We start from the raw sequence: 24,247 nt of genomic DNA on the forward strand, positions 1-24,247 counted from the left end.
CCCCGTACTCAGGAAGGAGTTGGGGACGAAAAGGGCAACTGGGCGATCGGGCGCGGGTACCGTTCGAGATGGCTGCTCAGAACGGAGACCAGCATGCCCTCACTGGACGACAATCACACGGGCGCCCGAATCCGGGAACAGCGCAGACTGGCCAGGCTCACTCAGCGCCGCTTCGCCGACCTCCTGCCGTACTCCTACAGCCTGCTCAACCAGGTGGAGTGCGGGGCACGACCGGCCACGGCCGACTTCGTCGCGGCCTGCGCGAAAGCGCTCAACGTCGACGTGACGGTTCTGACAGGGCAGCCGTACGTGACCGAACTGCAGCGCGACCGGCTCGCCGAGCTGGTGCGGCCCATCCGGGAATCCCTGGATCTGTACGACCTCGGAGCCAACCCCGACCTGACCGCCCGGCCGGCGCACCGCCTCGTCTCCGGGGCCGACCACATGTGTGCCCAGGTCCGTGCCACACACCTGCGGAGTGCGGCGCGCGAACTGCCCGGACTCATCGCAGAACTGACGCACACTGCCTGGGCAACGCCATCCACCGAACTGTGGCAGGCCCTCGCCTCCACCTACCGCACAGCGCACGACATCAGTGTGAAGCTCGGCTACTACGACCTGGCTGCGGTGGCCCTGGACCGGATGGACTGGGCTGCACAGCGGGCCTCCGACGCGTGTCTCGCCGCCGTACGCCAGTACATGCGGGCCCTGGTCTACTTCCGCGAGGGGGAGTACCGGATCGGACAGCGCCTCATTACCGCAGGGCACTCAGTGGTATTGCAGGTGGAAGAGACCCGAGAGACCCTTGCCGTCACCGGACAGCTTCATCTCGGTGGTTCCGTCATCGCCGCGCGTGCCGAAGACGTCACGCGCGTCGGCCACCACATCACCGAAGCGCGTCGCATCGCCAAGCGGATCGGGGACGCCTCGGACGTCCACTGGCTCAGCTTCGGACCCGCCAACGTGGCCCTGCACAAGATGTCCGCGGCGGTTGAGATGCGCCAGTTCGACGACGCGCTGAAGCAGGCCAGGAAGATGAAACTGCCGACCCAACTGGCGACATCCCGTCGCGCCCACTTCCTCGTCGACCAGGCACGCGCCGAGATGGAGACCGGGCACACCGAGTCGGCCCTGAAGTCGCTGGTCGAGGCCCGCCGACTGGCTCCCGAACAGACCCGGTACCACCCTGCCGCCCGTGACACGATCACCGGTCTCGTACACATGTCGCGGAGGACTCCCGAGACGCTCAACCACATGGCGGCCTGGGTCGGCCTTTAGTCGACGCTCACAACGCTCACGTATCTGTGAGCGTTGAGGCCGTTCCACAGCGTCACGCTGTACTCACACCTCGTCAACGACGATGCGGGGACAGCGTGATGAACACAGATCGCTTCCGAACAGGCACGACCTCAGCGGTCTCGCCGTCGCACCGCCAACGGCCAGTGGGCCTGGTTCCCCGACCACATCACCGCACCGATCACCGCCGCCCTTGCCGATCAGCTCCAACACTGTGGAGAACCCGTATGACCGCCGACCCCGCCGAACTCCGCCACGTCCTGGCCACCTCCCTTGGTGTGACCGACCCCGTGTGGCGGGCCGCTGTCGAAGCCGTTCCCCGCGAACTCTTCCTCGGCGACTGCCTGTTCCGGCCGTCCGGCTCCCGGTGGGAGCCCGTGCACCGCGACCGGGTCGGCGAAGACGCTTGGCTGCGCCTCGTCTACCAGGACACCACCTGGGTGACCCAGGTCGACGGGGTCGGCGCCGCCGACGCCCCTGGCCCTCTCAGCGGCCGTCCCACCTCGTCGAGCACACTGCCCTCCCTGATCGTGCGCATGCTCGATCTCGGAGGTGTCCGCGAGGGCGAGAAGGTGCTGGAGATCGGCACCGGAACCGGCTATTCCACCGCCGTCCTGTGTCACCGTCTCGGCGACGGGAACGTGTACTCCGTCGAGTACGACCCCCGGCTCGCCGCCCTCGCGGCCGACCACATCCATGCGGCGGGATACCTCCCGACCCTGGTCACCGGAGACGGCCTCGCCGGGTACAGGGAGGCGGCCGACTACGACGCGATCGTCGCCACGTGCGCCGTCCGGCACATTCCGCCCGCCTGGCTCCACCAGGTCCGTTCCGGCGGAACCATCACCACGACGATCAGCGGATGGATGCTCGCCTCCGGCCTCATCCGCCTCACCGTCCACGACGACGGCACCGCCACGGGCCGGTTCGCCGGAGACCGGATCGGATACATGCTCGCCCGGCCTCACGAACGGCCGCCCCGCCCCGTCTACTTCCCGCATCAGGGCCAGACCTCTGCCACCCGCCTGGACCCGGGACTCCTGAACGACTGGACGGCACAGTTCGTCGCCCAACTCGCCGCGCCCTCCGCCGAACTCATGGCGACGAGCGACGGAGTGATCCTCGTGGACGTCGCCACCGGCTCACAGGCGTGGACAGAGCGCGTCGGCGACGGCTGGCGCGTTCACCAGCACGGCCCACTTCGGCTGTGGAACGCCGTGGAGGACGCGATCGCCGTCTGGCAGGCCGCAGGATCACCTCCGCAGTCCGACTTCGGCATGACCGTGGACATCGACGGCACCCAGCGCGTCTGGGCCGGGAATCCCTGTGGGCCCTCTTGGCGACTGCCGGTCTGAGGCGCGCCGTTCGAAGTACCGCGTGCGTCGCGGAGCCCGACGTCAGTGACGGTCCCCCGCCCGCGCCGCCTCCGCCGCCCGCGGCACATGGGTCGCGATGACCCGTTCCCGGCCGGTGGGGCCGGCGAAAGCCCTGCGGCGGTCGACGACGTACGCGACGCCCGCCACCCCCAGTCCGAGTGCCGCCAGGGCCGCGCCCGCCGTCGCCGGGGACGTCGTGCCGAGGCCTGCTGCCAGGGCCAGGCCGCCGAGCCAGGCGCCGCCGGCGTTGGCGAGGTTGAAGGCCGCCTGGTTGGCGGAGGAGGCCAGGGACGGGGCCGAGTTCGCCTTCTCCATGACCATCAGGTTGAGCGGGGTGCCCGCGACGAAGGCCGCGACGCCGAGGAGGACGACCGCCAGGGCGCCGCTCCACTGTGCGCGCATCAACAGCGGGAAGAACGCCAGGACGACCGCGAGGGACGTCAGGCCTCCGAACAGGGTGCGCCGCATCGCGTGGTCGGCGAGGCGGCCGCCCAGCAGGTTGCCGATGGTCGCGCCGACGCCGAACAGCGCCAGCAGCAGCGTCACGCTGGAGTCGGCGTAGCCGGCGGCGTCGGTGAGCATCGGGGTGATGTAGCTGTACGCGGAGAAGAGGGCGCCGAAGCCCGCGACGGTCGTCCCCAGTGCCAGCCAGACCGGCAGCGACCGCAGTGCCGCGAGTTCGCCGCGCAGGCCGGTGGCGGGCGTCGCTCCGGGCGTGGTCCGCGGGATGAGGAGCGCGAGCGACGCGATCGCGGCGAGGCCGATCACGCTCACGCCGAGGAAGGTGGCGCGCCAGCCCAGCTGTTGGCCCATCAGCGTGGCCACCGGCACGCCCACGATGTTGGCGACCGTCAGGCCGAGGAACATCAGCGACACCGAGCGGGCCTTGCGCTCCGGCGCGACCATGCTCGTGGCGACGACCGCGCCGACGCCGAAGAAGGCGCCGTGCGGGAGTCCGCTGAGGAAGCGGGCGGCGAGGAGGGAGTCGTAGCCCGGGGCGAGGGCGGACAGCGCGTTGCCCGCGATGAACAGGGCCATCAGCGCCATCAGGACCGTCCGGCGGGGCATCCGGGCCGTCACGGCGGCGAGCAGCGGCGCGCCGATGACGACGCCGAGCGCGTACGCCGAGACGAGGTGTCCGGCCGTCGGGATCGAGACGTGCAGGTCGGCCGCGACGTCGGGCAGCAGGCCCATCATCACGAACTCGGTGGTGCCGATGCCGAAGGCACCCACGGCCAGGGCGAGCAGGGCCAGGGGCATGGAGGAGTCGCCTTTCAGGAAGGGGGGTTCCGTTCATCATACGTTTCGTATGTTCAGTTACGGAACAAAGCCTTCCCGGCCCGCTATTCCCCCGGCGTTCCAAGGGATGACCCGCTGGTTAAGACGTGGTGACCTTCACCCGCGCCGCCACCGGAAGGTGGTCGCTGCCCGTGCGGGGCAGGGTCCACGACGTGACCGGGTCCACGTCCTTCACCATGATCTGGTCGATCCGCGCCATCGGGAACGACGCCGGCCAGCTGAAGCCGAAGCCGCTGCCCGCCGCGCCCTGCGTGGAGCGCATCTGGGAGGTCACCGCGTTGAGGGAGCGGTCGTTCATGGTGCCGTTGAGGTCGCCGAGCAGGATCACCCGGGGCAGCGGCTCGTCGGCGATCGCCTCGCCCAGCGCGTCGGCGCTCTTGTCGCGCTGCCGGGCGGTGAACCCGGCCTGCAGCTTCACCCGCACCGAGGGAAGGTGGGCGACATAGACGGCGACCTGTCCCTGCGGCGTCGCGACCGTCGCCCGCATCGCGCGCGTCCAGCCCAGCTTGATGTCGACGGGCTTCACGGCGCTCAGCGGGTACTTGCTCCACAGGCCGACCGTGCCCTGCACCGAGTGGTACTTGTACGTCGCCGCCAGCGCCTTCTCGTACACCGGCGCCGCCGAGTCGGTCAGCTCCTCCAGGGCCAGCACGTCCGCCTCGGACTCGGCCACGTCACGGGCGGTGCCGGAGGGGTCGGGGTTGTCGGCGTTGACGTTGTGGGTGGCGACGGTGAGGTCGCCGCCGCCGCCGGTCTTGTCGCCGAGCAGCCCGCCGAAGAGGTTCAGCCAGACCACGGCCGGCAGGACGACGGCGATCAACGCGGTCGCCGACCTGCGCACCAGCGCGAGCACCAGCAGCACCGGGACGAAGACGCCGATCCAGGGCAGGAACGTCTCGGTGAGGCTGCCGAGGTTGCCGTAGCGGTTGGGGATGCGCGAGTGCACCAGCATCACCAGGGAGAACGCCAGCGCGAACCCGGTGAGCACCAGGCCGCGCCGCCAGATGCGCGGGTCGCCGCGCCAGCCGCCGAAGGCCCGGCCGAGCAGAGTGCCGATCAGGCGCCGGATGCGGGCTCCCCGAGGCTCGGGTCCCGAGCCGCCGTTGTCGTCCGTCTCCGTCATGTACGCCTGCTGCGCCATACCGTCGCCTCACTGCCTGCCGTGCACACCGTCCGTCCCCCGGGTACGACCCTAGGGGATGATCGGGTTCGTTCTCGCCGTCCCGTGACGGCCGTACGGGCACGAGGACGAACGGGCCGCTCTCACGGGTTCCGGTCCCGCGCGGCCCGGGCCGGTCTGTGACGAAACGTGCACATGGGGCCGGACGGGCCCAGGCCCCGCCTTCAGCCCTACGCCGCCGGGGAACTGACGGGGCGTAGCCCCGCCAGCAGTGTGTCGACGATGCGTTCCGGGAGGTCGTCGGGGAGTTCGGCGTCCGGGCGCAGCACCGCGCGGACCAGCATGGGGCCGACGACGAGGTCGTTCACCAGCTCCGGGTCCAGGTCGGCGCGGAGTTCGCCGTTCTCCTGGCCCCGGCGCAGGACCTCGATGCCCATCCTGCGCCGGGGTGCTATGACGGAATTGTGGTACTCCGCCCAGATCTTGGGGCTGCTCTTCATCTGGGCGTGGACGTTGTACAGGATCGCCGAGGAGCGGTTGGCGAGGCCGCGCCGGCGCAGCCCTTCCAGCAGCACGATCAGGTCGTCGCGCATGGAGGTGCCCGGAAGTATCTCGGGGTCCGCGGGTTCGACGGCGCGCAGGACGTCGACGAAGAGCTCCTCCTTGCCGCTCCAGCGGCGGTAGATGGTGGCCTTGCCGACGCCGGCGGTTCGGGCGATGCGCTCGATGGAGATCTCCGCGAGCGGGACGCCCTCCTCCAGCAGCTTCATCGTCCCCTCGATGATGGCCCGTTCCACGGCCTCGCTCCGGGGCCGCCCCCGAACCGGCTGCTCCGCGGTTCCGCTGTCGGTTCCGCTCTCGGCGAGGCTCACGTCCACTGATCCCTTCCTCAGGTCCTTTCGTCGTACCGGGGCATTGTCGCCCGGTCTACGACTTCGTCCGGACCAACTCCCCCTCCTCCGTGTCCTCCTGCGCGGGCTTCGCCCGGCCCGGCAGGAACAGGCCCACCACGACCGCGCCGAGGAAGGCCACCGCCGCCCCGCACAGCGCGGTGATGTGCATGGCGTGCAGGAACGCGTCGTTGGCGGGGCCGATCAGGTCCTGGCCGCGCCCGCCGAGCTTGGCGGCGACCCCCAGCGTCGCCTCGATGGACTCGCCCGCCGTCTCGCGCAGGCCCGCCGGCAGCGAACCGAGGCTGTCCTCGATGCCGCCCCGGTACGACGTCGAGAGGACCGATCCGAGGACGGCGATGCCGAGCGCGCCGCCGATCTGGCGGAAGGTGTTGCTGAGCGCGGAGGCGGAGCCTGCCTTCTCCCGGGGCAGGGACTGCATGATGACGACACTGGTGGGGGTCATCACATGGGCCATTCCGGCGCCCATGCAGAAGAAGACGACCTCCAGCAGCCAGATCGGCGTGTCCGCGTCCAGCGTGGCGAACGCGCCCAGGGTCGCCGTGAGGACCAGCATGGCCCCCGTGGTCGTGGCCCTGATCCCTATGCGGTCCACGACCAGCCGGGCGCGCGGCGCGAAGATCAGTTGGGCGGCGGCCAGCGGGAGCAGCAGCAGACCCGACTGCAGCGGCGAGTAGCCGCGCACGCTCTGGGTGTAGAAGACCGAGAAGAAGGTCACTCCCATCAGCGCGAAGAAGACCAGCATGATGACGGTCATCGCGGCCGAGAACACCTTGTTCTTGAAGTAGCTGACGTCGATCGACGGATGGTCGCTGCGCTTCTCGAACACGATGAACGCGGCGAGGACGGCGAGGCCCGCGCCTATGGTCGACAGCACGGTCGCATCGGTGAAGTCGGCGAGCTCGCCGCCCTTGATGATGCCGTACACGAGCAGGACGAGGCCCACGACGGACAGGACCACGCCCACGGGGTCGATCCGGCCGGGGTTCGGGTCGCGCGAGTCGGGCACCAGCCACAGCATGAGGCCGAACGCGAGCAGCACGATCGGCACGTTGATGAGGAAGACCGAGCCCCACCAGAAGTGGTCCAGCAGGAGACCTCCGGTGATCGGCCCTATGGCGATGGCCAGACCGACCCCGCCGGCCCAGATGCCGATGGCCTTGGGCTGCTCCTCGCGCTCGAAGATGTTCATCAGGACGGCGAGGGTGGCGGGCATCACGAAGGCGGCGCCGAGGGCCATCAGCGCGCGGAAGGCGATGAGCTGGGCGGGCGAGCCGGACTCGGCGGCGAGCGCGGAGCCGATGCCGAAGACGGCGAGCCCGCCGAGCAGGACCCTCTTGCGGCCGATCCGGTCGCCGAGCAGACCGGCGGAGAACAGCAGTCCCGCGAAGACGAGCGTGTAGGCGTTGATCGCCCACTCCAGCTCGCTCTGGGTGGCGCCGAGCCCGGTCGGGGCGGGCGTCGAGATCGTCTTGATCGCCACGTTCAGGATCGAGTTGTCCAGGACCACGATCAACAGGCTCAGCATCAGCACGCCGAGGATCGCCCAGCGACGCCGGTGCACCGCTTCCGGTATCCGCGGCGCGGTGGGGACGGCAGGAGTAGTCATGCCGTCGAGCCTAGGACCTTTCCGATACGAGACCGTCTCGTATCGATTTTCTTACCGTGTTTCTTACTGAGGCCTTACCCACAGGGGGCGCTCTGGCCCTCCCTGGCACGAGGTGCCACCATGGGAGGCGGTCCGGGGACGCCGTGAGGGCGCCTCGAGATGACGTTAGGAGCCGTTGCAATGACGCAGCTTTCGGCTGCCCAGACTGCACAGCAGAAGACCTCCGACGGCAGCAAGGCGCTGTACGGGGGCAAGGGCACACGCCGTATCACCGTCCGCGACATCGGCCTCGCCAAGGAGCGCGGCGAGAAGTGGCCCATGCTCACCGCCTACGACGCGATGACCGCGTCCGTCTTCGACGAGGCCGGCATCCCGGTGATGCTGGTGGGCGACTCGGCGGGCAACTGCCACCTCGGGTACGAGACGACCGTGCCCGTCACCCTCGACGAGATGACCATGCTGTCGGCGGCGGTCGTGCGCGGCACGCAGCGCGCGCTGATCGTCGGCGACCTGCCCTTCGGCTCCTACCAGGAGGGTCCGGTGCAGGCGCTGCGCTCGGCGACCCGCTTGGTGAAGGAGGCCGGGGTCGGCGCCGTGAAGCTGGAGGGCGGCGAGCGCTCGCACCGCCAGATCGAGCTCCTCGTCGAGTCCGGCATCCCGGTCATGGCGCACATCGGCCTGACCCCGCAGTCCGTGAACGCGATGGGCTACCGGGTGCAGGGGCGCGGCGAGGAGGCCGCCCAGCAGCTGCTGCGGGACGCGAAGGCCGTGCAGGACGCGGGCGCGTTCGCGGTGGTCCTGGAGCTGGTTCCGGCGGAGCTGGCGGCCGAGGTCACGCGGGTGCTGCACATCCCGACGGTCGGCATCGGCGCCGGTCCCGAGACGGACGCGCAGGTGCTGGTGTGGACCGACATGCTGGGGCTGACCGGCGGCCGGGTCCCGAAGTTCGTGAAGCAGTACGCCAACCTGCGTGAGGTCATGGGCGACGCGGCGAAGGCGTTCGCACAGGACGTCGTCGGCGGAACGTTCCCGCAGGAGGAGCACTCCGTCCACTAGCACTCCGTCCGCCAGGGCCGACTCCGCACCAGGCAGCCCGCCGACCGTCCCCCGTCGGCGGGCTGCTGCGTGCCCGGGCTCACGGTTGTAGGCGGGCTGTCGGCGGCCTGTCGGCGGTTTGTCGGTGGGGGCTGGCACTGTTCCCTGCATGACGCGAATCGACAAGAACCCCAGTGGCGCGGGAAGCGCTGTGACCGTTCGGGGGTTGGTCAAGCACTACGGCGAGACCAAGGCACTGGACGGCGTCGACCTCGAGGTACGGGAGGGGACCGTCATGGGGGTGCTCGGGCCGAACGGCGCCGGGAAGACCACCCTCGTACGGATCCTGTCCACCCTGCTCGCTCCCGACAGCGGGCACGCCACCGTCGTCGGCTACGACGTGGTGCGCCAGCCCCGGCAGCTGCGCCGGGTGATCGGGCTCACCGGGCAGTACGCCTCCGTGGACGAGAAGCTCCCCGGCTGGGAGAACCTCTACATGATCGGGCGGCTGCTCGACCTGTCCCGCAAGGACGCCCGGGCCCGTGCCGACGAACTGCTGGAGCGGTTCTCGCTGACGGAGGCCGCCAGGCGGCCGGCGAGCACGTACTCCGGCGGCATGCGGCGCCGGCTCGACCTCGCCGCGTCGATGATCGGGCGGCCGCAGGTGCTGTTCCTCGACGAGCCGACCACCGGTCTCGACCCGCGCACCCGCAACGAGGTGTGGGACGAGGTCAAGGCGATGGTCGGGGAGGGCGTCACCGTGCTGCTGACCACCCAGTACATGGAGGAGGCCGAGCAGCTCGCCTCCGAGCTGACCGTCGTCGACCGGGGCAAGGTCATCGCGGGCGGCGGCATCGAGGAGCTGAAGGCCCGGGTCGGCGGCCGGACGCTGCGGATACGGCCCGCCGACCCGCTCCAGCTGCGGCCGTTGGCCGGCTGGCTCGACGGCCTCGGCATCACCGGGCTCGCCACCACCGTCGTGGACGCCGACCGCGGGTCACTGCTGGTTCCGGTGCTGAGCGACGAGCAGCTGACCGCGGTGGTCGGCGCGGTCACCGCGCGCGGCATCACCCTGTCCTCCCTCACCACCGAACTGCCCAGCCTGGACGAGGTGTTCCTGTCCCTCACCGGCCACCGCGCCAGTGCCCCGCAGGACGCCCAGCCCACCGACGCCCGCGAGGAGGTCGCCGTATGAGCTCCCACCCGTCGCCCACCGCCACCCTGGACGAGACGCTTCGCGCCGCCCCTACGAATACCGTCGACATCAGCACGGCCACCGACGCGCGGATCCCGTTGCGCAGCCATGCCCGGCACACCGGGGCGCTGATCCGGCGCAACCTGCTGTGGATCCGGCAGGACCCGGAGTCGATGTTCGACGCCATCCTGTTCCCGGTGATCTTCACCCTGCTGTTCGTGTACGTCTTCGGCGGCTCCATCGGCCAGTCGCTGGGCGGCGGACAGGAGGCGTATGTGCAGTACGTCGTGCCCGGGCTGCTGGCCATGATGGGGATGAACATGTCCCAGGGCGTCGGCACCGGCTTCAACACCGACTTCAACTCCGGGGTCATGGACCGCTTCCGGTCCCTGCCGATCGGGCGCGGCTCGGTGCTCATCGCCAAGATCGTGGTGGAGCTGATGCGGATGCTCCTCGCGTGCGCGATCCTCCTGATCGTGGGCGTGCTGGTGGGCTTCGACATCACCAGCTGGCCGGGGCTGTTCGGCGCCGTGGGTCTGGCGACGGTGTTCGGCTCGGCGCTGATGTGGGTGTTCCTCACCCTCGGCGTGATGATGAAGAGCGCCCAGTCGGTGCAGGCGATGGGCTTCCTGGTGCTGATGCCGCTGCAGTTCGGCTCGTCGATCTTCGCGCCGACCCAGTCCATGCCGGGCTGGCTGCAGAACTTCACCGACTACAACCCGCTGTCCTCGCTCGCCGACGCCGCGCGCGGAATGATGGTGGGCGGCCCCGTCGCGCACGGCCTGTGGGTGACGCTGGCCTGGTCGGTGGGCCTGACGGCGCTGATGGCGCCGATCGCCATCCACAAGTTCCGCACCAAGAACTAGGACAGACCTGTCCCGGTCGGCTGTGGTTCGTCACACCAGGTCGGCTGTGGTTCGTCACACCAGGGCGGTGGCCTCCTCGTAGGAGAGGCCGCCGCCCTCGGCGTATGCGGCCTCGAAAGCCGTGCCGTCGAGGGCGGCGCGGGTGCGGGTCATGGCGAGGTCGCGTGCCTCGCGCTCCCAGCGGGGGGGCACGTGGCGCGACGGCACCAGGGCGTCGGCGGCGCCCAGACAGCGGGCGGCGGCTGCGGCTCGGCTGCCGCCGTCGACGCTGCTGAGCGCGATCGCCGCGATGCAGAGGTAGACGGAGCGCATCTGCGGGGCGATGGCCGCGGACAGCGGTTCCGTGGCCCGCCGCAGGGCGGTGCGGATGTCGGTCAGGGCCTGCTCGGGCCGGCCGTCGACGGCGTTCAGCCAGGCCTCCGCGCCCAGCAGGAAGGCGTCGAAGACGGCGAAGTGCCCGAAGTCGAACCCCGCGCGCAGCCGCTGGAGTTGTTCGCGGGCCTCGGGGCGGCGGCCGGCGGCGGCGAGCCAGCCGGCGAAGAAGAGCCGGGCGGCGGGGATGGCCTCACTGCCGACCTGCTCGGGGCCTTCGATCACCTCGCGCAGCAGGCGCTCGCCTTGCTCCTCGTCCCCCGCCTCCAGCAGCACACTGCCCAGTCGGGCGCGCAGGACCGCCAACTGGGCGCGGGCGCCGAGCCGTTCGGCGTGCTCCATGGCGTCCTCGTAGTCGGCGGCGGCCCGGTGGTAGGTGCCCAGCCGCTCATGGGCCTCGGCGCGGGCGGAGAGCGCCTCGGCGGTGCCCCAGGCGTCGCGCAGGCGCCGGAAGATCTCCAGCGCCTCGTCGGCGTCCCGGAAGGCGTCGTCGGCCGACTCGGAGCGGTTGGCGAGGATGTTGGCGCGCATCTGCAGACAGGAGGCGAGCTCCCACTCGTAGCCGGGCGTGCGGCGGCAGGTGTCGACGTTGGCGTCGACGGTGGTTTGGATGCGGTCCAGGTCGCCGGTCATCAGCACGGCGAAGAACCAGAGCAGGCCGGGCACCCGGCAGGTCTGCGGGAGGCCGGGCTCGTAGGCGTCGGCGATCAGCCGCAGCTTGGCCTGCGCGGCCGGGGCCTGCCAGGCCTCCATCTCGGTGTCCATGCAGGCCAGATGGGCCAGGTGGACACCGCGCCGGGCCTCCATGAGGATCTCGCCGGTCAGCGGGGGCGGGGTGTCGGTGCAGGGCTTCCACACCGGGGCGGCCCGGCGCAGGGGTTCGGCGAACGGGTCGGGGCCGAGGGCCATGACCTCGGCGCACCAGGTGCGGGCCTCGATGCGCAGGTCGCGCATCTGCCAGTACCAGGCGAGGGACAGGACCAGGCTGAGCGCCTCCTGCTCGTCCCGTGCGTCGACGGCGCGGCGCAGCGCGATGCGCAGGTTCTCGTACTCCAGCTGGAAGCGGTCGACGGCGGCGCGCTGGCCCGGACCGCGCAGCAACGGCTCGGTGGTGCGGGCGAGTTCGCGGTAGTACGTCAGGTGCGCGCGTTCGGCGAGGGCCCGCGCGCCCGACTCGTCCAGCCGCTCGGCCGCGTACTCGGCGACGGTCTCCAGCAGCCGGTAGCGCATGTCACCGCCGGGGGCGGGGGCGGCGACGACGAGCGACTTGTCGACGAGGGAGGCGAGGGAGTCGAGCGGGTCGCGCGCGGCGGGGCCGCACACCGCCTCGACGGCGGCGAGGTCGCAGCCGCGGGCGAAGACCGACAGCCGGGCCAGGACGTCGCGTTCACCGTCGTCGAGCAGGTCCCAGGACCAGTCGACGACGGCCCGCAGGGTCTGCTGGCGGGGCAGGACGGTACGGCTGCCGGAGGTGAGCAGCCGGAAGCGGTCGTCGAGCCGGTCGGCGATCTGACGGGGCGTCAACATCCGGAGCCGGGCGGCGGCGAGCTCGACGGCGAGGGGCAGCCCGTCGAGGCGCCGGCAGATCTCGGCGCACGCTTCGGGGTCGTCCTCGGTGCGGAAACCGGGGCGGGCCGCCGCGCCCCGGTCGGCGAGCAGCCGCAGCGCGACCGGCTCCGGCAGCGGATCCAGCGGGCGCAGCACCTCCCCGGGCACGCCGAGGGGCTCACGGCTGGTGGCCAGCACCGTCACCTGCGGGCAGCGCGCCAGCAGCTCCTCGACGAGCCGGGCGGCGGCCTCGACCACGTGCTCGCAGTTGTCCAGGACGATCAGCATCCGCCGCCGGGCGCAGTGCTCGACCAGGCGCTCCACGGGGTCGTCGTGGCGCTCCGCGGCGGCCCGCATCTCCTCGGCGCCGGCGCCGTACAGCACGGTCTCGCGGGCGCCCACGGCGGTGAGGACGGCCTGCGGCACGGCGTCCGGGTCGGCGACGGGCGCGAGCTCCGCCAGCCAGACGCCGTCGTGCGCGCCGGGCCGTTCCGCGTCCCGTACGGCCTCGGCGGCCTCCTGCGACAGCCGCGTCTTGCCGGCCCCGCCAGGCCCGAGCAGCGTGACGAGCCGCGCGCTCGCGAGGTCCCCCCGGATGGCCGCGATGTCGTCCTCCCGGCCGACGAAGGAGGTGAGGCGGGCCCGGAGGTTGCCGGGGGCCGTCGCCGCGGACGCCTCCCCCAGACCTCCCGGACCTCCCAGGCCTCCCCGACCTCCCGGACCTCCCGGACCTCCCAGGCCTCCCGAACCTCCCGGACCTCCCAGGCCTCCCAGGCCTCCCGGACCTCCCGGACCTCCCAGATCTCCCGGACCTCCCGCACCTGCCGCACGTCCCGCACATCCCGGGCCTCCCGCACCTCCCGGGCCTCCCAGGCCTCCCAGGCCTCCCGGACCTCCCAGATCTCCCGGACCTCCCGCACCTGCCGCACGTCCCGCACATCCCGGGCCTCCCGCACCTCCCGGGCCTCCCAGGCCTCCCGGGCCTCCCCAACTTCCCGGAACTCCCGGCTCGTCCGGGTTGAGCAACTCCGCGTGCAGGGTGCGCAGTTCGGGGCCGGGGTCGGCGCCGAGGCGGTCGGCCAGCAGTCGGCGGACGTCGTCGTAGGCGGCCAGCGCCTGGGCGGTGCGGCCGGCCTCGCGCAGGGCGCGCAGCCGCAGGGCCTGGAGCGGCTCGTCCAGGGGGTGGGCGTCGCACAGGGCGGTCAGTTCGGGCAGCGACTGCTCGGCGTGGCCGAGGGCGATCGCGGCGGTGTGCCGGGCCCGTACCGCGTCGAGGCGGCGGGCCTCCCAGCGGGCCGCCTCGGCGGCCCGGTCGGGCAGGTCGGCGAGGGCCGGGCCCTGCCACAGGGCGAGGGCGTCGTCGAGGAGGGCGGCCGCCTTGGCGGGGTCGCCGTCGGTGAGGGAGCGGGCGCCGTCGACGATCAGCCGCTCGAACCGGTGCAGGTCGACGTCGTCGGGGGCGGCGGCCAGCCGGTAGCCGCCCTCGGCGGACTCGATCGCGCCCGCCCCGAGGGTCCGGCGCAGCCGCCCGACCAGCGCCTGGAGCGCGCCCGGCGCGTCGGCGGGCGGATCCTGCGCCCACACCTCCTCCGTCAGCAGCCCCGCGGGAACGCTGCGCCCGGCCCGCAACGCCAGCACGGTGAGCAGAGCACGCAGCCGCGCCCCGCCGACGGCGACGGGGGTGCCGTCCGGACGAAGTGCCTGGGTGGTGCCGAGGATGCGATAGCGCACGGGGCTCATTCTCTCCGCTGGGTTCGGGGACGGTCACGGGGTTCGGCCGGGGTGGCGTGGCGACTCGGTCCACCCTCCTAGGAACCGGTCGCCGCCCGCGAGACGTTTTCTCTGTGCGCCCCGGCCGGGTACGGTCGGGCAGTTCCACACGTGCGTACGAGCTCAGGGGGCCCCATGACCACCGCCACCAGCCGCAGCAGCAGCGAGCGGCGGATCAGTCCCGTCTTCCTCGGGATCCTCGCTGTGACGGCGGTCACTGGGTGGGCGACCTGGACGGGGTTCGCCGAGCAGCCGGGCGTGGCGGTGTTCCTGTTCGTCACGGCGGCCTGGATCGTGTCGCTGTGTCTGCACGAGTACGCACACGCCCGTACCGCACTGCACTCAGGAGACATCACCGTGGGAGCCAAGGGCTACTTGAGCCTGAACCCTCTCGCCTACACGCACGCCCTGCTCAGCATCGTGCTGCCGGTGATCTTCGTGATCATGGGCGGGATCGGTCTGCCGGGCGGCGCGGTCTTCATCGAGCGGGGGCGGATCCGGGGGCGCTGGCGGCACAGTCTGATCTCGGCGGCCGGTCCGCTGACGAACGTGCTGTTCGCGGTGGTGTGCACGGCGCCGTTCTGGCTGGACGCGCTGGACGGCGTGCCGAGCGACTTCCGGTTCGCGCTCGGGTTCCTCGCGATGCTCCAGGTGACGGCCGCGCTCCTGAACTTCCTGCCGGTGCCGGGTCTGGACGGCTACGGGATCATCGAGCCCTGGCTGTCGTACAACGTCAAGCGGCAGGTGGAGCCGTTCGCGCCGTTCGGTCTGCTGTTCGTGTTCGTGCTGCTGTGGGTGCCGGCGGTGAACCGGGAGTTCTTCGACATGATCGACGCGATGCTGCGCGGCCTGGGGATCAGCGACCTGGACACGTACTGCGGTCAGTCGCTGTACCGCTTCTGGGAGGGCACGGACGGGTTCTGCTCGGTCAGCCGGTGACGTCGGCCCCGGCGGCCTTGCGCGCCTTGTCCCGCTTCACGTAGTACCAGGTCATGTTGGACGACAGGCCCGCGAGCAGCACCCACACGATGCCCAGGAAGCTGGCCTGGACGAAGGAGACGACCGCCGCGGCCACGGCGAGGACGCAGACGACGAGGGTGTAGAGGGCGAGGCGGGGCATGTCGGTCGGCTCCTGTCGGGGGACACTGCGGGCTGCTGCGACCAGTGTCCCCCATGCGCTCACACGTCGGTGACGCGCAGCCCCGCGTGGGCCTTGTAGCGGCGGTTGACGGAGATCAGGTTGGCGACCAGGGACTCCACCTGGTGGGCGTTGCGCAGCCGCCCCGCGAAGACGCCGCGCATGCCGGGGATCCGGCCGGCCAGCGCCTGCACGATCTCGACGTCGGCCCGCTCCTCGCCCAGCACCATCACGTCGGTGTCGATCTCGTCGATCGCCGGGTCCTGGAGGAGGACCGCCGAGAGGTGGTGGAAGGCGGCGGCGACGCGGGAGTCCGGCAGCAGGGCGGCGGCCTGCTCGGCGGCGCTGCCCTCCTCCGGCTTCAGCGCGAAGGCGCCCTTCTTGTCGAAGCCGAGCGGGTTGACGCAGTCCACGACGAGCTTTCCGGCCAGCTCCTCGCGCAGGGACTCCAGGGTCTTGCCGTGGCCGTCCCACGGCACGGCGACGATCACGATGTCGCTGCGGCGCGCGGTCTCGGCGTTGTCGGCGCCCTCGACGCCGTGTCCGAGCTCGTCGGCGGCGGCCTGGGCGCGGTCGGCGGCACGGGAGCCGATGATCACCTTCTGGCCGGCCTTGGCGAGCCGGTAGGCGAGGCCCTTGCCCTGCGGGCCGGTCCCGCCGAGCACGCCGACGACCAGTCCGGAGACGTCGGGGAGGTCCCACGGGTCCTTGGCGGGGGCCTTCGCCGGGGCGTCCGCGGGGGCGTTGTGTGCACTGTCGGTAGAGGTCATGGGCCGACTTTACGTGGGCGGGTCGGGCGCCCTTTCGCCGCGCCGGGTGAAGGAAGGGCGAACCGTGCGCCGCCGGTGGCCGATTGGGGCAGGATGCGGCCGCATGGACGCCGTACGGGTCGCGCTGCTGCGTGAGGTGCTCGCCGGGACCGAGTGGCTGGGGGCCACCCGGAGGTTCGGGGCGGTGCTGCGGGGGTCGGTGGTGTCGCACGGGGGCGGGCTGCTGCTGGTGGGGACGGCGGCGTACGAGCCCTGGCATCTCGCGGCGCACCTGGTGGACGAGGCGGCCTGGTCCGGTACGCCGGAGCTCGCGCCGACGCTCGTACGGCATGACGCACGCCCCTCGGACCCGGCGCACCTCGCGGTGGGCCTGGGCCGGATCGAGGCGGCCCGGCGGGGCGAGACGCTGCTGGTGGCGTCGCCTTCGGGTGACGCACCGCTGCTCGAACGCGTGGCGGACGCCCGCCGGGCCGGCGTCACGATCCTCGCCCTCGGCCCCGGCGAGGGGGACCTGACGACCCTGGCCCACGAGACGCTGCCCGTGCCGGACGGCTCCGAGCTGGACCTCGACACCGTGCAACACCTGGTGAGCGCGGCCGCCGGCGAAACGTTGCCGCCGACGAGAAGGCGCCGTCGCCTCGCCGACCGCCTCTCCCACCTCGCCGAGCGTCTGACGGCGCCACCGCCGCCCCCTTGGTGACCTTCGTCCCCGCCTGGGGCCGTGACGCCGGGTGGCTGGTTCCCTCGGTGGGGTCGAAAAGGAGTTGCCGCTCTCTTCGGCGGCCGCCGACCATGGCCCCTCGTGACCGCCGACGACTCCCCCGCCGCTGCTGCTCCGCCTCCCTCCGGGTTTCGCGCGCTGCTTCCCGATCTCGCGCCCTGGCGGGCCTCGCGGGATTTCCGGCGGCTGTGGGTGTCGGGGACGGTGTCCAACTTCGGGAGCTTCCTCACCTTCGTCGCACTGCCGGTGCAGTTGAAGGAGCTGACCGGGTCGGCCGCGGCCGTCGGGGCGATCGGGGCCGTGGAGCTGCTGCCGCTCCTGGTGTTCGGGCTGTACGGCGGGGCGCTCGCGGACGCCTGGGACAAGCGGAAGCTGATCGTGTGGACGGAGGCCGGGCAGGGCCTGCTCAGCGCGGTGCTGCTGGTGAACGCGCTGCTGCCGGGGCCCGCCGTCTGGCCGCTGTATCTCGTCGCCGCGCTGTCCTCCGCCCTGGCCTGCGTCCAGCGGCCCGCGCTGGACTCGCTGTGGCCGCGGATCGTCGCCCACGAGGACCTGCCGGCGGCGGCCTCGCTGAACTCCCTGCGGTGGACCGTGGGCGGGGTCGCGGGACCGGCCCTCGCCGGCATCGTCGTGGCGTACGCGGGCCTCGGCTGGGCCTACGCCGCCGACCTGCTCACCTTCGTCGTCTCCGTGGCCCTCGTCGTCCGCATCGCCGCCTCACCGGCAGCGCACGAGGCCGCCAAGCCCTCTCTGCGGGCCATCGCCGAGGGCGCCCGGTACGCCTGGGGCCGCAAGGAGCTCCTCGGCACGTACGCCGTCGACCTCGCCGCGATGTTCCTCGCCATGCCGCTGGCCGTCCTGCCGTTCCTCGCGGACGAGCTGGACGCCGAGTGGTCGCTCGGCCATGGGGGTCCCCCCAGGCCCTTAAGGCACTGGGGGAGTACGCGTCCGTTCCGGCCGGGGCGCTGCTGGTGAGCCTCACCAGCGGCTGGACCTCGCGGGTGCACCGGCACGGGCGGATGGTCGTGCTGTCGGCCGCGCTGTGGGGCCTGGCGATCGCGGGCGCGGGGCTCGTGGGCGACGTGTGGCTCGTGCTGCTGTTCCTGACCCTGGCCGGCGGCTTCGACATGGTCAGCGGGATCTTCCGCGGGGTGATGTGGAACCAGACGATCCCGGACGAGCTGCGCGGGCGGCTCGCCGGGATCGAGTTGCTGTCCTACTCGGTGGGCCCGACGGTCGGCCAGGTGCGCAGCGGCGGCTTCGCGGCCTGGCTGGGGGTGCGGACGTCCGTCTGGTCGGGCGGGGTGCTGTGCGCCGGCGCGGTGGGCCTGCTCGCGCTCTGCCTGCCGGGGCTGATGACGTACGACGTCCGCACCAACGAGCACGCGGCGCGGCTGCGCGAGAAACGGACGGCGGCCGCGCCGGTCGTGGACGGGTAGATCGTCGACGGGTGAGTGGTGGACAGACGGGTGAGTGGTGGACAGGTGAAGTCGCGGACGCGTGAGTCGCGGACGGGTGATCAGTCGTCGTCCGTGGCGCCGCCGCCCGTCGGGGCGTCGTGCCACTTGGGGTCGTTCTCCCACTGGAGGTTGCGCTCGCGGGCGGTCTCCATGGCGTGCTCGGCCTCCGCGCGGGTGGCGTACGGGCCGAAACGGTCCTTGCCCGGGCAGTCCGGCCCCTCCTCGACCTTCTTGTGCTCCAGGCAGTAGTACCACTCACCCGGCTTGCCGACGGTCCGCTTCTTGAACAGGGGCATGACGGCTCCTCTCGCCACCGACATGTTCCCCCATGGCCGCTCGTTAGACTCACTGCCATGTCTGGCCAGTCGCTGCTCGTTCCAGGGGTGCTGTCCCCCACCCGTTCCGTGCCGGGAAACATCCGTCGCCCCGAGTACGTCGGCAAGCCCGCGCCGACGCCGTACACCGGGCCGGAGGTGCAGACGCCCGAGACGATCGAGGCGATGCGCCGGGCCGGCCGGATCGCCGCGCAGGCGATGGCGGAGGCCGCGAAGCTGATCTCGCCGGGGGTCAGCACCGACGAGCTCGACAAGGTCGCGCACGAGTACATGTGCGACCACGGCGCCTACCCGTCGACCCTGGGCTACCGCGGTTTCCCCAAGTCCCTGTGCACCAGCGTCAACGAGGTCATCTGCCACGGCATCCCGGACTCGACGGTGCTGCGCGACGGCGACATCGTCAACCTGGACGTGACCGCGTACATCGGCGGCGTGCACGGCGACAACAACGCCACGTACCTGGTGGGGGACGTGGACGAGGAGTCGCGGCTGCTGGTGGAGCGGACCCGGGAGTCCCTGGAGCGGGCGATCAAGGCGGTCCGGCCGGGCCGGCAGATCAACATCATCGGCCGGGTCATCGAGTCGTACGCCAAGCGCTTCGGCTACGGCGTGGTCCGTGACTTCACGGGGCACGGCATCAACTCGTCCTTCCACTCCGGGCTGATCATCCCGCACTACGACAGCCCGCACGCGACGACCGTCATCCAGCCCGGGATGACCTTCACGATCGAGCCGATGCTGACGCTCGGCACCCACGACTACGACATGTGGGACGACGGCTGGACCGTGGTGACCAAGGACCGCAGGCGAACGGCCCAGTTCGAGCACACGCTGGCGGTGACGGAGACGGGCGCGGAGATTCTGACCCTGCCCTGATCGTCGTACCGGAGAAAGCCCGCCCTGCCGGGGCGGGCTTTCTCCGGTAGACTTTTACCGACAGAGTGTCGGCAAGTCGCCGGCCGGGAGGCGCCATGGACTCCTTCTCCACCGTCATCCGCACCGCGTCCCACGAGCAGCACGTGGCGGCGGAGACCTCGACGTTCATGAGCGATCTCCTCGGCGGCAGGCTCGGCGTCGACGCCTACACGCGCTACACCGAACAGCTCTGGTTCGTGTACGAGGCGCTGGAGGCGGGGGCCGAGCGGCTGGCGTCGGATCCGCTGGCCGGGCCCTTCATCCGGCCGGAGCTGTTCCGGCTCGCCTCACTGGAGCGGGACCTGGCGCACCTGCGGGGCGCCGGGTGGCGGACGGGTCTGTCGGCCCTGCCGGCGACCGAGGCGTACGCGGCTCGGGTGCGGGAGTGCGCCGAGCGGTGGCCGGGCGGGTACGTCGCCCACCACTACACGCGCTACCTGGGCGACCTCTCCGGCGGGCAGATCATCCGCGACAAGGCGGAGCGCACCTGGGGCTTCGAGCGCAAGGGCGACGGCGTCCGCTTCTACGTCTTCGAGGGGATCGGCAACCCGGCGGCGTTCAAACGGGGTTACCGCAGGCTGCTGGACGGGGTGCACGCGGACGACCTGGAGAAGCAGCGGATCGTGAGCGAGTGCAAGCGTGCCTTCGGGCTGAACACGGCGGTCTTCCGGGCCCTGGGCGAGGAGTTCCCGCTCTCGGCGTGAGCCGGCTGCGCGGGCGGACGGGCCGGGCCCCTTCGCTCCGCGGCGAGGGGGCCCGGTGCCGGGGTCAGAAGATGTGGCAGTGCTTGCCCGCCCAGAAGATGTCGGACGAGGACGTGTCGATCGCGCCGATGTACGGGCTGCAGACGCCCTTGTCCTCGTCGAAGTAGTGCTGGTGACGGGAACCCTCGTCGGACTGGTGGTAACCGCGCCCCTCGTCGGACTGGTGGTAACCGCGCCCCTCGTCGGACTGGTGGTAACCGCGGCCCTCGTCGGACTGGTGGTAACCGGCGTCCTCGTCGGCGGCGGCGGTCGTCGCACCGGCGGCGGCGAGGGCGATGCCCAGGACGGTTGCGGCCAGAACTGAACGGATACGCATGGCGTTCCTCTCGCGGGACTGAGTGGTCACGCCCCAAGGTCCCCGATCACCCCCGCCGATCCCCGCCGATCCCCGCCCGCACACGCCCAGACCACCCGTACGGCCGCCCAGAAGACCGCAAACGCCCGCAATCGGTCGTAGGGTTCAGCGCTCCAGGAAGACCCGGCCGCCGATCTCCACCCATCCGTAGGGCTGTGGGGCCGTCAGAATCTGCGAGCCCGCGCCCTGGGTGATGTTCAGGGCGCGGCCGAGGCGCTCGGTGAGCAGGAGCGCCGCCGCGCCCGTCGCCTCGTCCTCGTCGATGCCGTCGTCGCGGCCGGGGAAGCCGCGGGCGCGGATGCGTCCGGCGGGCTCGTCCTCCCAGGCCCAGGCGTATGTCCACTCCCCCGGCGGCGGTACGGGCAGGTCGTCGACCTCGGCGGCGGTGGCGTACTGACGGAGCGTGCGCGGCGGGGCCCACTCCGCGCGCGCCTCGATCCAGGTGAACTCCCCGTCCAGGCGGGTGCCGACGACGCCGGCCGGGGTGACGAGCTCGGGCACGTCGAGCAGCCAGGCGACGCCCACGCACGGGTAGCCGGCGAAGGGCAGGCGCACGGTGGGCGTGTAGATGTCGATGACCCCGCGCTCGGGGTCGTCGACGAACACCGTCTCGCTGAAGCCGAGTTTGGCGGCGAGGTCCTGGCGGTCCTCGCGGTCCGGCAGCACCGAGCCTTCGCGGACCACGCCCAGTTCGTTGCCGTAGCCGCCGTTCGGCGCACAGAAGACGCGGAGCACGTCGTAATCAGTCACCGGGGAATTGAAGCACTCGTCACGCCAAGCGGAATCTTTGAATCTCCTTTGACCTTCCCTTGGGATCCAGTTTGAGCCACCGTGATCGAGTCGTTCCCTTACAGCGTCTATGAGAGGTGAATCACGGCACGGGCGGGTATTACGCAGGTAAGCCTTGGATAAGTTAGGCGAGGCTCACCAATCCTGTGAGTCGCGTCACGTGAATATTCAGCCATCGCTGGGAGCCCGAATGCGAGCCGCCAGACTGTCCGTCGTCACCGCCGTCACCGCCGTGACCGCACTGACCGCCGTCACCGGGTGCACCTCGAAGAGCGACGCGAAAGACGGCGACCGTGTCATCAACGTGACCGCCACCGACTCCAAGTGCGAGACCTCCAAGAAGGAGATCTCCGCCGGCCACGTCGAACTCGCCATCGAGAACAAGGGCTCCAAGGTCACCGAGGTCTACATCCTCTTCCCGGACGACCGGGTCGTCAGCGAGCGCGAGAACATCGGCCCCGGCACCAAGCAGCGGGTCACCGCCGAGGTGAAGGCCGGCGCCTACCGGATCGCCTGCAAGCCCGGCATGAAGGGCGACGGCATCCGCCAGGACCTCAAGGTCACCGGCGGCGGCGCCGCGGGCGCCCAGCGCGACCCCCGCCTGGACAAGGCCGTCGCCGCCTACCGCTCCTACGCGCAGACCCAGGCCGACGAGACGCTGCCCAAGGTCGCGACCTTCGTCGCGGCCGTCAAGGCCGGGAACATCGAGGCCGCGAAGAAGGCCTACGCCCCCTCCCGCATCGGCTGGGAGCGCACCGAGCCGGTCGCCGAGTCCTTCGGCGACATCGACCCGCTGGTCGACACCCGCGCGGACGGCCTGGAGGCCGGCCAGAAGTGGACCGGCTGGCACCGCCTGGAGAAGTCCCTCTGGCAGGACAAGAAGCTCACCGCCGAGGACAAGACCCTCGCCGACCAGCTCGTCACCGACCTGACGGACTGGAAGCAGCGGGTCGGCAAGGCCGTGATCACCCCGACCTCCATGGCCAACGGCGCGAAGGAGCTCCTCGACGAGGTCGCCACCGGCAAGGTCACCGGCGAGGAGGAGACCTACTCGCACACCGACCTGGTCGACTTCAAGGCCAACGTCGAGGGCGCGCAGCAGGCGTACGAGCTGCTGAAGCCGGTCGCCCAGGAGAACGACGCCGCCCTGGTCACCGAGCTGGACAAGCAGTTCGCCGCGCTGAACGCGCTGCTGGACAAGTACCGCCCGAACACGACCTCGTACGACTTCACCTCGTACGACAAGGTCGGCGCCGCCGACCGCAAGGCGCTCTCGGACGCGGTGAACGCGCTCGCCGAGCCGCTGTCCAAGCTCGCCGCCGCCGTGGCGAAGTGACCGGGGGGACCACGGACATGTCGGAGAACCACAGCAGCAGTCCGTCCCGACGGTCGCTGATCGGCTGGGGCGGGGCCGGGCTCGCGCTCGGCGCCGCCACGGCCGGCGGCGCGGTCGCGATGACCCGCACCGGCAACGACGTCGACCCCGCGGCCGCCGACACCGGCGCCGCCGTCGACTTCCACGGCACCTACCAGGCGGGCATCGCCACGCCCGTCCAGGACCGGCTGCACTTCGCCGCGTTCGACGTGACGACCACGGACCGCGCCGAGTTCGTCCAGCTGCTGAAGGACTGGACGGAGGCGGCCCGCCGGATGACGGCCGGGCAGGCCGTCGGGGAGGGCGCGTTCGGCGGTCTCCCCGAGGCGCCCCCGGACGACACCGGCGAGGCCCTGGGCCTCAAGCCGTCCCGGCTGACCCTGACGGTGGGTTTCGGGCCGTCGCTGTTCAAGAAGTTCGACCTCGCGGACGCCCGCCCCGCCGCCCTCGTCGACCTGCCCCAGTTCGCCGGGGACGCGCTCGACGCGGCTCGCAGCAACGGCGACCTGTGCGTGCAGGCCTGCGCGGACGACCCGCAGGTCGCCGTGCACGCGATCCGCAACCTGGCCCGCATCGGCATGGGCAAGGTCGTCATCCGCTGGTCGCAGCTCGGCTTCGGCAAGACGTCGTCCACGACGCCCGACGCGCAGACCCCGCGCAACCTGATGGGCTTCAAGGACGGCACCCGCAACATCGCGGGCACCGAGACGGACCGGCTGAAGAAGTTCGTGTGGGTCGGTGAGAAGGACGGCCCGCAGTGGATGGTCGGCGGCTCGTACCTCGTCGCCCGGCGCATCCGCATGCACATCGAGACCTGGGACCGCACCCCCCTGCAGGAGCAGGAGGACATCTTCGGCCGCGACAAGGGCGAGGGCGCTCCCGTCGGCAAGGCGAAGGAGCGCGACGAGCCGTTCCTGAAGGCGATGAAGCCGGACGCGCACGTGCGGCTCGCGCACCCCGACTCCAACCACGGGACGACGATCCTGCGCCGCGGCTACTCCTTCACCGACGGCACCGACGGGCTGGGACGGCTGGAGGCGGGCCTGTTCTTCCTCGCCTACCAGCGTGACGTGCGCGAGGGGTTCATCCGCGTCCAGCGCAACCTCGCCACCGATGCGCTCAACGAGTACATCCAGCACGTGGGTTCGGCCGTCTTCGCCGTCCCGCCGGGCGTCCGCGACAAGGACGACTGGTGGGGCCGGACGCTGTTCTCCAAGGAGGCGTAGCC

At 71.5% G+C, this 24,247-nt stretch carries 21 protein-coding genes and 1 pseudogene; 12 read left to right on the forward strand and 10 right to left on the reverse strand.

The genetic code is table 11. The annotated features are described in order from the left end of the window. Positions 1-93 precede the first annotated feature (93 nt). Together ACIBAF_RS01545 and tgmC are read left to right on the forward strand one after the other, a co-directional pair. Positions 94-1,278 carry a helix-turn-helix domain-containing protein gene (locus ACIBAF_RS01545; protein WP_399461056.1) on the forward strand — a complete coding sequence of 395 codons (1,185 nt, stop codon included), beginning with the start codon at positions 94-96 and terminating at the stop codon, positions 1,276-1,278. 245 nt (positions 1,279-1,523) lie between these two features. Beyond that, a complete protein-coding gene (gene tgmC, locus ACIBAF_RS01550; protein ID WP_399461057.1) occupies positions 1,524-2,651 on the forward strand; it encodes an ATP-grasp peptide maturase system methyltransferase in 1,128 nt (375 codons plus the stop codon). Between the two features lie 42 nt (positions 2,652-2,693). Here the strand turns inward: tgmC and ACIBAF_RS01555 are convergent, their stop codons facing one another. The 4 genes from ACIBAF_RS01555 to ACIBAF_RS01570 form a co-directional block, all read right to left on the reverse strand. Next, positions 2,694-3,932, reverse strand: coding sequence for an MFS transporter (locus ACIBAF_RS01555; RefSeq protein ID WP_399461058.1), 1,239 nt, complete (start codon positions 3,930-3,932; stop codon positions 2,694-2,696). Between the two features lie 118 nt (positions 3,933-4,050). Further along, positions 4,051-5,112 carry an endonuclease/exonuclease/phosphatase family protein gene (locus ACIBAF_RS01560; protein ID WP_399461059.1) on the reverse strand — a complete coding sequence of 354 codons (1,062 nt, stop codon included), beginning with the start codon at positions 5,110-5,112 and terminating at the stop codon, positions 4,051-4,053. Positions 5,113-5,321: 209 nt separating this feature from the next. After that, entirely contained in the window at positions 5,322-5,963 is a 642-nt protein-coding gene (locus tag ACIBAF_RS01565; protein ID WP_399461060.1) for a TetR/AcrR family transcriptional regulator, read from the reverse strand. A gap of 55 nt (positions 5,964-6,018) precedes the next feature. Continuing rightward, entirely contained in the window at positions 6,019-7,611 is a 1,593-nt protein-coding gene (locus tag ACIBAF_RS01570) for an MFS transporter (RefSeq protein WP_399461061.1), read from the reverse strand. Between the two features lie 180 nt (positions 7,612-7,791). On the opposite strand from ACIBAF_RS01570, the gene panB reads away from it, so the two are divergent. The 3 genes from panB to ACIBAF_RS01585 all read left to right on the forward strand — a co-directional run bounded on the left by panB (position 7,792) and on the right by ACIBAF_RS01585 (position 10,707). Then, positions 7,792-8,667: a 3-methyl-2-oxobutanoate hydroxymethyltransferase gene (panB, locus tag ACIBAF_RS01575; RefSeq protein WP_399461062.1), complete on the forward strand. Its 876-nt coding sequence runs from the start codon at positions 7,792-7,794 to the stop codon at positions 8,665-8,667. Positions 8,668-8,815: 148 nt separating this feature from the next. Continuing rightward, positions 8,816-9,841: an ATP-binding cassette domain-containing protein gene (locus ACIBAF_RS01580; protein WP_399461063.1), complete on the forward strand. Its 1,026-nt coding sequence runs from the start codon at positions 8,816-8,818 to the stop codon at positions 9,839-9,841. Continuing rightward, the gene (locus ACIBAF_RS01585; protein WP_399461064.1) at positions 9,838-10,707 is read left to right on the forward strand and encodes an ABC transporter permease; all 870 of its coding nucleotides are present in this window, start codon (positions 9,838-9,840) and stop codon (positions 10,705-10,707) included. The genes ACIBAF_RS01580 and ACIBAF_RS01585 overlap by 4 nt, the downstream gene beginning before the upstream one ends. A gap of 54 nt (positions 10,708-10,761) precedes the next feature. Here ACIBAF_RS01585 and ACIBAF_RS01590 read toward each other — a convergent pair whose 3' ends face one another. Further along, positions 10,762-14,367: an AfsR/SARP family transcriptional regulator gene (locus tag ACIBAF_RS01590; protein ID WP_399461065.1), complete on the reverse strand. Its 3,606-nt coding sequence runs from the start codon at positions 14,365-14,367 to the stop codon at positions 10,762-10,764. A gap of 165 nt (positions 14,368-14,532) precedes the next feature. On the opposite strand from ACIBAF_RS01590, the gene ACIBAF_RS01595 reads away from it, so the two are divergent. Next, entirely contained in the window at positions 14,533-15,336 is an 804-nt protein-coding gene (locus ACIBAF_RS01595) for a site-2 protease family protein (RefSeq protein ID WP_399461066.1), read from the forward strand. On the opposite strand, the gene ACIBAF_RS01600 is transcribed toward ACIBAF_RS01595, so the two are convergent. Continuing rightward, positions 15,326-15,517, reverse strand: coding sequence for a hypothetical protein (locus tag ACIBAF_RS01600; protein ID WP_399461067.1), 192 nt, complete (start codon positions 15,515-15,517; stop codon positions 15,326-15,328). The two genes, ACIBAF_RS01595 and ACIBAF_RS01600, sit on opposite strands and share 11 nt — an antisense overlap. 59 nt (positions 15,518-15,576) lie before the next feature. Then, positions 15,577-16,305: an NADPH-dependent F420 reductase gene (gene npdG, locus ACIBAF_RS01605; RefSeq protein WP_399461068.1), complete on the reverse strand. Its 729-nt coding sequence runs from the start codon at positions 16,303-16,305 to the stop codon at positions 15,577-15,579. Between the two features lie 103 nt (positions 16,306-16,408). Between npdG and ACIBAF_RS01610 the strand changes: the two genes are divergently transcribed. After that, a complete protein-coding gene (locus tag ACIBAF_RS01610; protein WP_399461069.1) occupies positions 16,409-17,005 on the forward strand; it encodes a hypothetical protein in 597 nt (198 codons plus the stop codon). 159 nt (positions 17,006-17,164) lie between these two features. Then, positions 17,165-18,465 (forward strand): annotated as a pseudogene (locus ACIBAF_RS01615) (MFS transporter). A gap of 80 nt (positions 18,466-18,545) precedes the next feature. Here the strand turns inward: ACIBAF_RS01615 and ACIBAF_RS01620 are convergent. Beyond that, positions 18,546-18,782, reverse strand: coding sequence for a hypothetical protein (locus ACIBAF_RS01620; protein WP_399461070.1), 237 nt, complete (start codon positions 18,780-18,782; stop codon positions 18,546-18,548). 57 nt (positions 18,783-18,839) lie between these two features. Here ACIBAF_RS01620 and map point away from each other — a divergent pair, with 57 nt between their 5' ends. Both map and ACIBAF_RS01630 read left to right on the forward strand, forming a co-directional pair. Next, a complete protein-coding gene (map, locus tag ACIBAF_RS01625; protein ID WP_399461071.1) occupies positions 18,840-19,697 on the forward strand; it encodes a type I methionyl aminopeptidase in 858 nt (285 codons plus the stop codon). A 95-nt stretch (positions 19,698-19,792) separates the two neighbouring features. After that, positions 19,793-20,440: a heme oxygenase (biliverdin-producing) gene (locus ACIBAF_RS01630; protein ID WP_399461072.1), complete on the forward strand. Its 648-nt coding sequence runs from the start codon at positions 19,793-19,795 to the stop codon at positions 20,438-20,440. Between the two features lie 64 nt (positions 20,441-20,504). Here ACIBAF_RS01630 and ACIBAF_RS01635 read toward each other — a convergent pair whose 3' ends face one another. Beyond that, positions 20,505-20,816 carry a hypothetical protein gene (locus ACIBAF_RS01635; RefSeq protein WP_399461073.1) on the reverse strand — a complete coding sequence of 104 codons (312 nt, stop codon included), beginning with the start codon at positions 20,814-20,816 and terminating at the stop codon, positions 20,505-20,507. A 144-nt stretch (positions 20,817-20,960) separates the two neighbouring features. Next, the gene (locus ACIBAF_RS01640; protein WP_399461074.1) at positions 20,961-21,605 is read right to left on the reverse strand and encodes a PhzF family phenazine biosynthesis protein; all 645 of its coding nucleotides are present in this window, start codon (positions 21,603-21,605) and stop codon (positions 20,961-20,963) included. Positions 21,606-21,834: 229 nt separating this feature from the next. On the opposite strand from ACIBAF_RS01640, the gene efeO reads away from it, so the two are divergent. Beyond that, positions 21,835-22,980, forward strand: coding sequence for an iron uptake system protein EfeO (gene efeO, locus ACIBAF_RS01645; protein WP_399461075.1), 1,146 nt, complete (start codon positions 21,835-21,837; stop codon positions 22,978-22,980). A 17-nt stretch (positions 22,981-22,997) separates the two neighbouring features. Further along, on the forward strand, positions 22,998-24,245 hold the full coding sequence (gene efeB / locus ACIBAF_RS01650; RefSeq protein ID WP_399461076.1) for an iron uptake transporter deferrochelatase/peroxidase subunit: 1,248 nt from the start codon (positions 22,998-23,000) through the stop codon (positions 24,243-24,245). Positions 24,246-24,247: the final 2 nt, after the last annotated feature.

The sequence above is a fragment of the Streptomyces sp. NPDC051677 genome, assembly GCF_044453465.1.
In the GTDB taxonomy this organism is placed as follows: Bacteria; Actinomycetota; Actinomycetes; order Streptomycetales; family Streptomycetaceae; genus Streptomyces.

Coding starts and splice junctions, on each gene's coding strand:
- efeB (WP_399461076.1), top strand. CDS start 22,998: ATGTCGGAGAACCACAGCAGCAGTCCGTCCCGACGGTCGCTGATCGGC.
- ACIBAF_RS01585 (WP_399461064.1), top strand. CDS start 9,838: ATGAGCTCCCACCCGTCGCCCACCGCCACCCTGGACGAGACGCTTCGC.
- ACIBAF_RS01590 (WP_399461065.1), bottom strand. CDS start 14,367: ATGAGCCCCGTGCGCTATCGCATCCTCGGCACCACCCAGGCACTTCGT.
- npdG (WP_399461068.1), bottom strand. CDS start 16,305: ATGACCTCTACCGACAGTGCACACAACGCCCCCGCGGACGCCCCGGCG.
- ACIBAF_RS01570 (WP_399461061.1), bottom strand. CDS start 7,611: ATGACTACTCCTGCCGTCCCCACCGCGCCGCGGATACCGGAAGCGGTG.
- ACIBAF_RS01580 (WP_399461063.1), top strand. CDS start 8,816: ATGACGCGAATCGACAAGAACCCCAGTGGCGCGGGAAGCGCTGTGACC.
- panB (WP_399461062.1), top strand. CDS start 7,792: ATGACGCAGCTTTCGGCTGCCCAGACTGCACAGCAGAAGACCTCCGAC.
- map (WP_399461071.1), top strand. CDS start 18,840: ATGTCTGGCCAGTCGCTGCTCGTTCCAGGGGTGCTGTCCCCCACCCGT.
- efeO (WP_399461075.1), top strand. CDS start 21,835: ATGCGAGCCGCCAGACTGTCCGTCGTCACCGCCGTCACCGCCGTGACC.
- ACIBAF_RS01630 (WP_399461072.1), top strand. CDS start 19,793: ATGGACTCCTTCTCCACCGTCATCCGCACCGCGTCCCACGAGCAGCAC.
- ACIBAF_RS01595 (WP_399461066.1), top strand. CDS start 14,533: ATGACCACCGCCACCAGCCGCAGCAGCAGCGAGCGGCGGATCAGTCCC.
- ACIBAF_RS01635 (WP_399461073.1), bottom strand. CDS start 20,816: ATGCGTATCCGTTCAGTTCTGGCCGCAACCGTCCTGGGCATCGCCCTC.
- ACIBAF_RS01600 (WP_399461067.1), bottom strand. CDS start 15,517: ATGCCCCGCCTCGCCCTCTACACCCTCGTCGTCTGCGTCCTCGCCGTG.
- ACIBAF_RS01555 (WP_399461058.1), bottom strand. CDS start 3,932: ATGCCCCTGGCCCTGCTCGCCCTGGCCGTGGGTGCCTTCGGCATCGGC.
- ACIBAF_RS01545 (WP_399461056.1), top strand. CDS start 94: ATGCCCTCACTGGACGACAATCACACGGGCGCCCGAATCCGGGAACAG.
- ACIBAF_RS01560 (WP_399461059.1), bottom strand. CDS start 5,112: ATGGCGCAGCAGGCGTACATGACGGAGACGGACGACAACGGCGGCTCG.
- ACIBAF_RS01610 (WP_399461069.1), top strand. CDS start 16,409: ATGGACGCCGTACGGGTCGCGCTGCTGCGTGAGGTGCTCGCCGGGACC.
- ACIBAF_RS01620 (WP_399461070.1), bottom strand. CDS start 18,782: ATGCCCCTGTTCAAGAAGCGGACCGTCGGCAAGCCGGGTGAGTGGTAC.
- tgmC (WP_399461057.1), top strand. CDS start 1,524: ATGACCGCCGACCCCGCCGAACTCCGCCACGTCCTGGCCACCTCCCTT.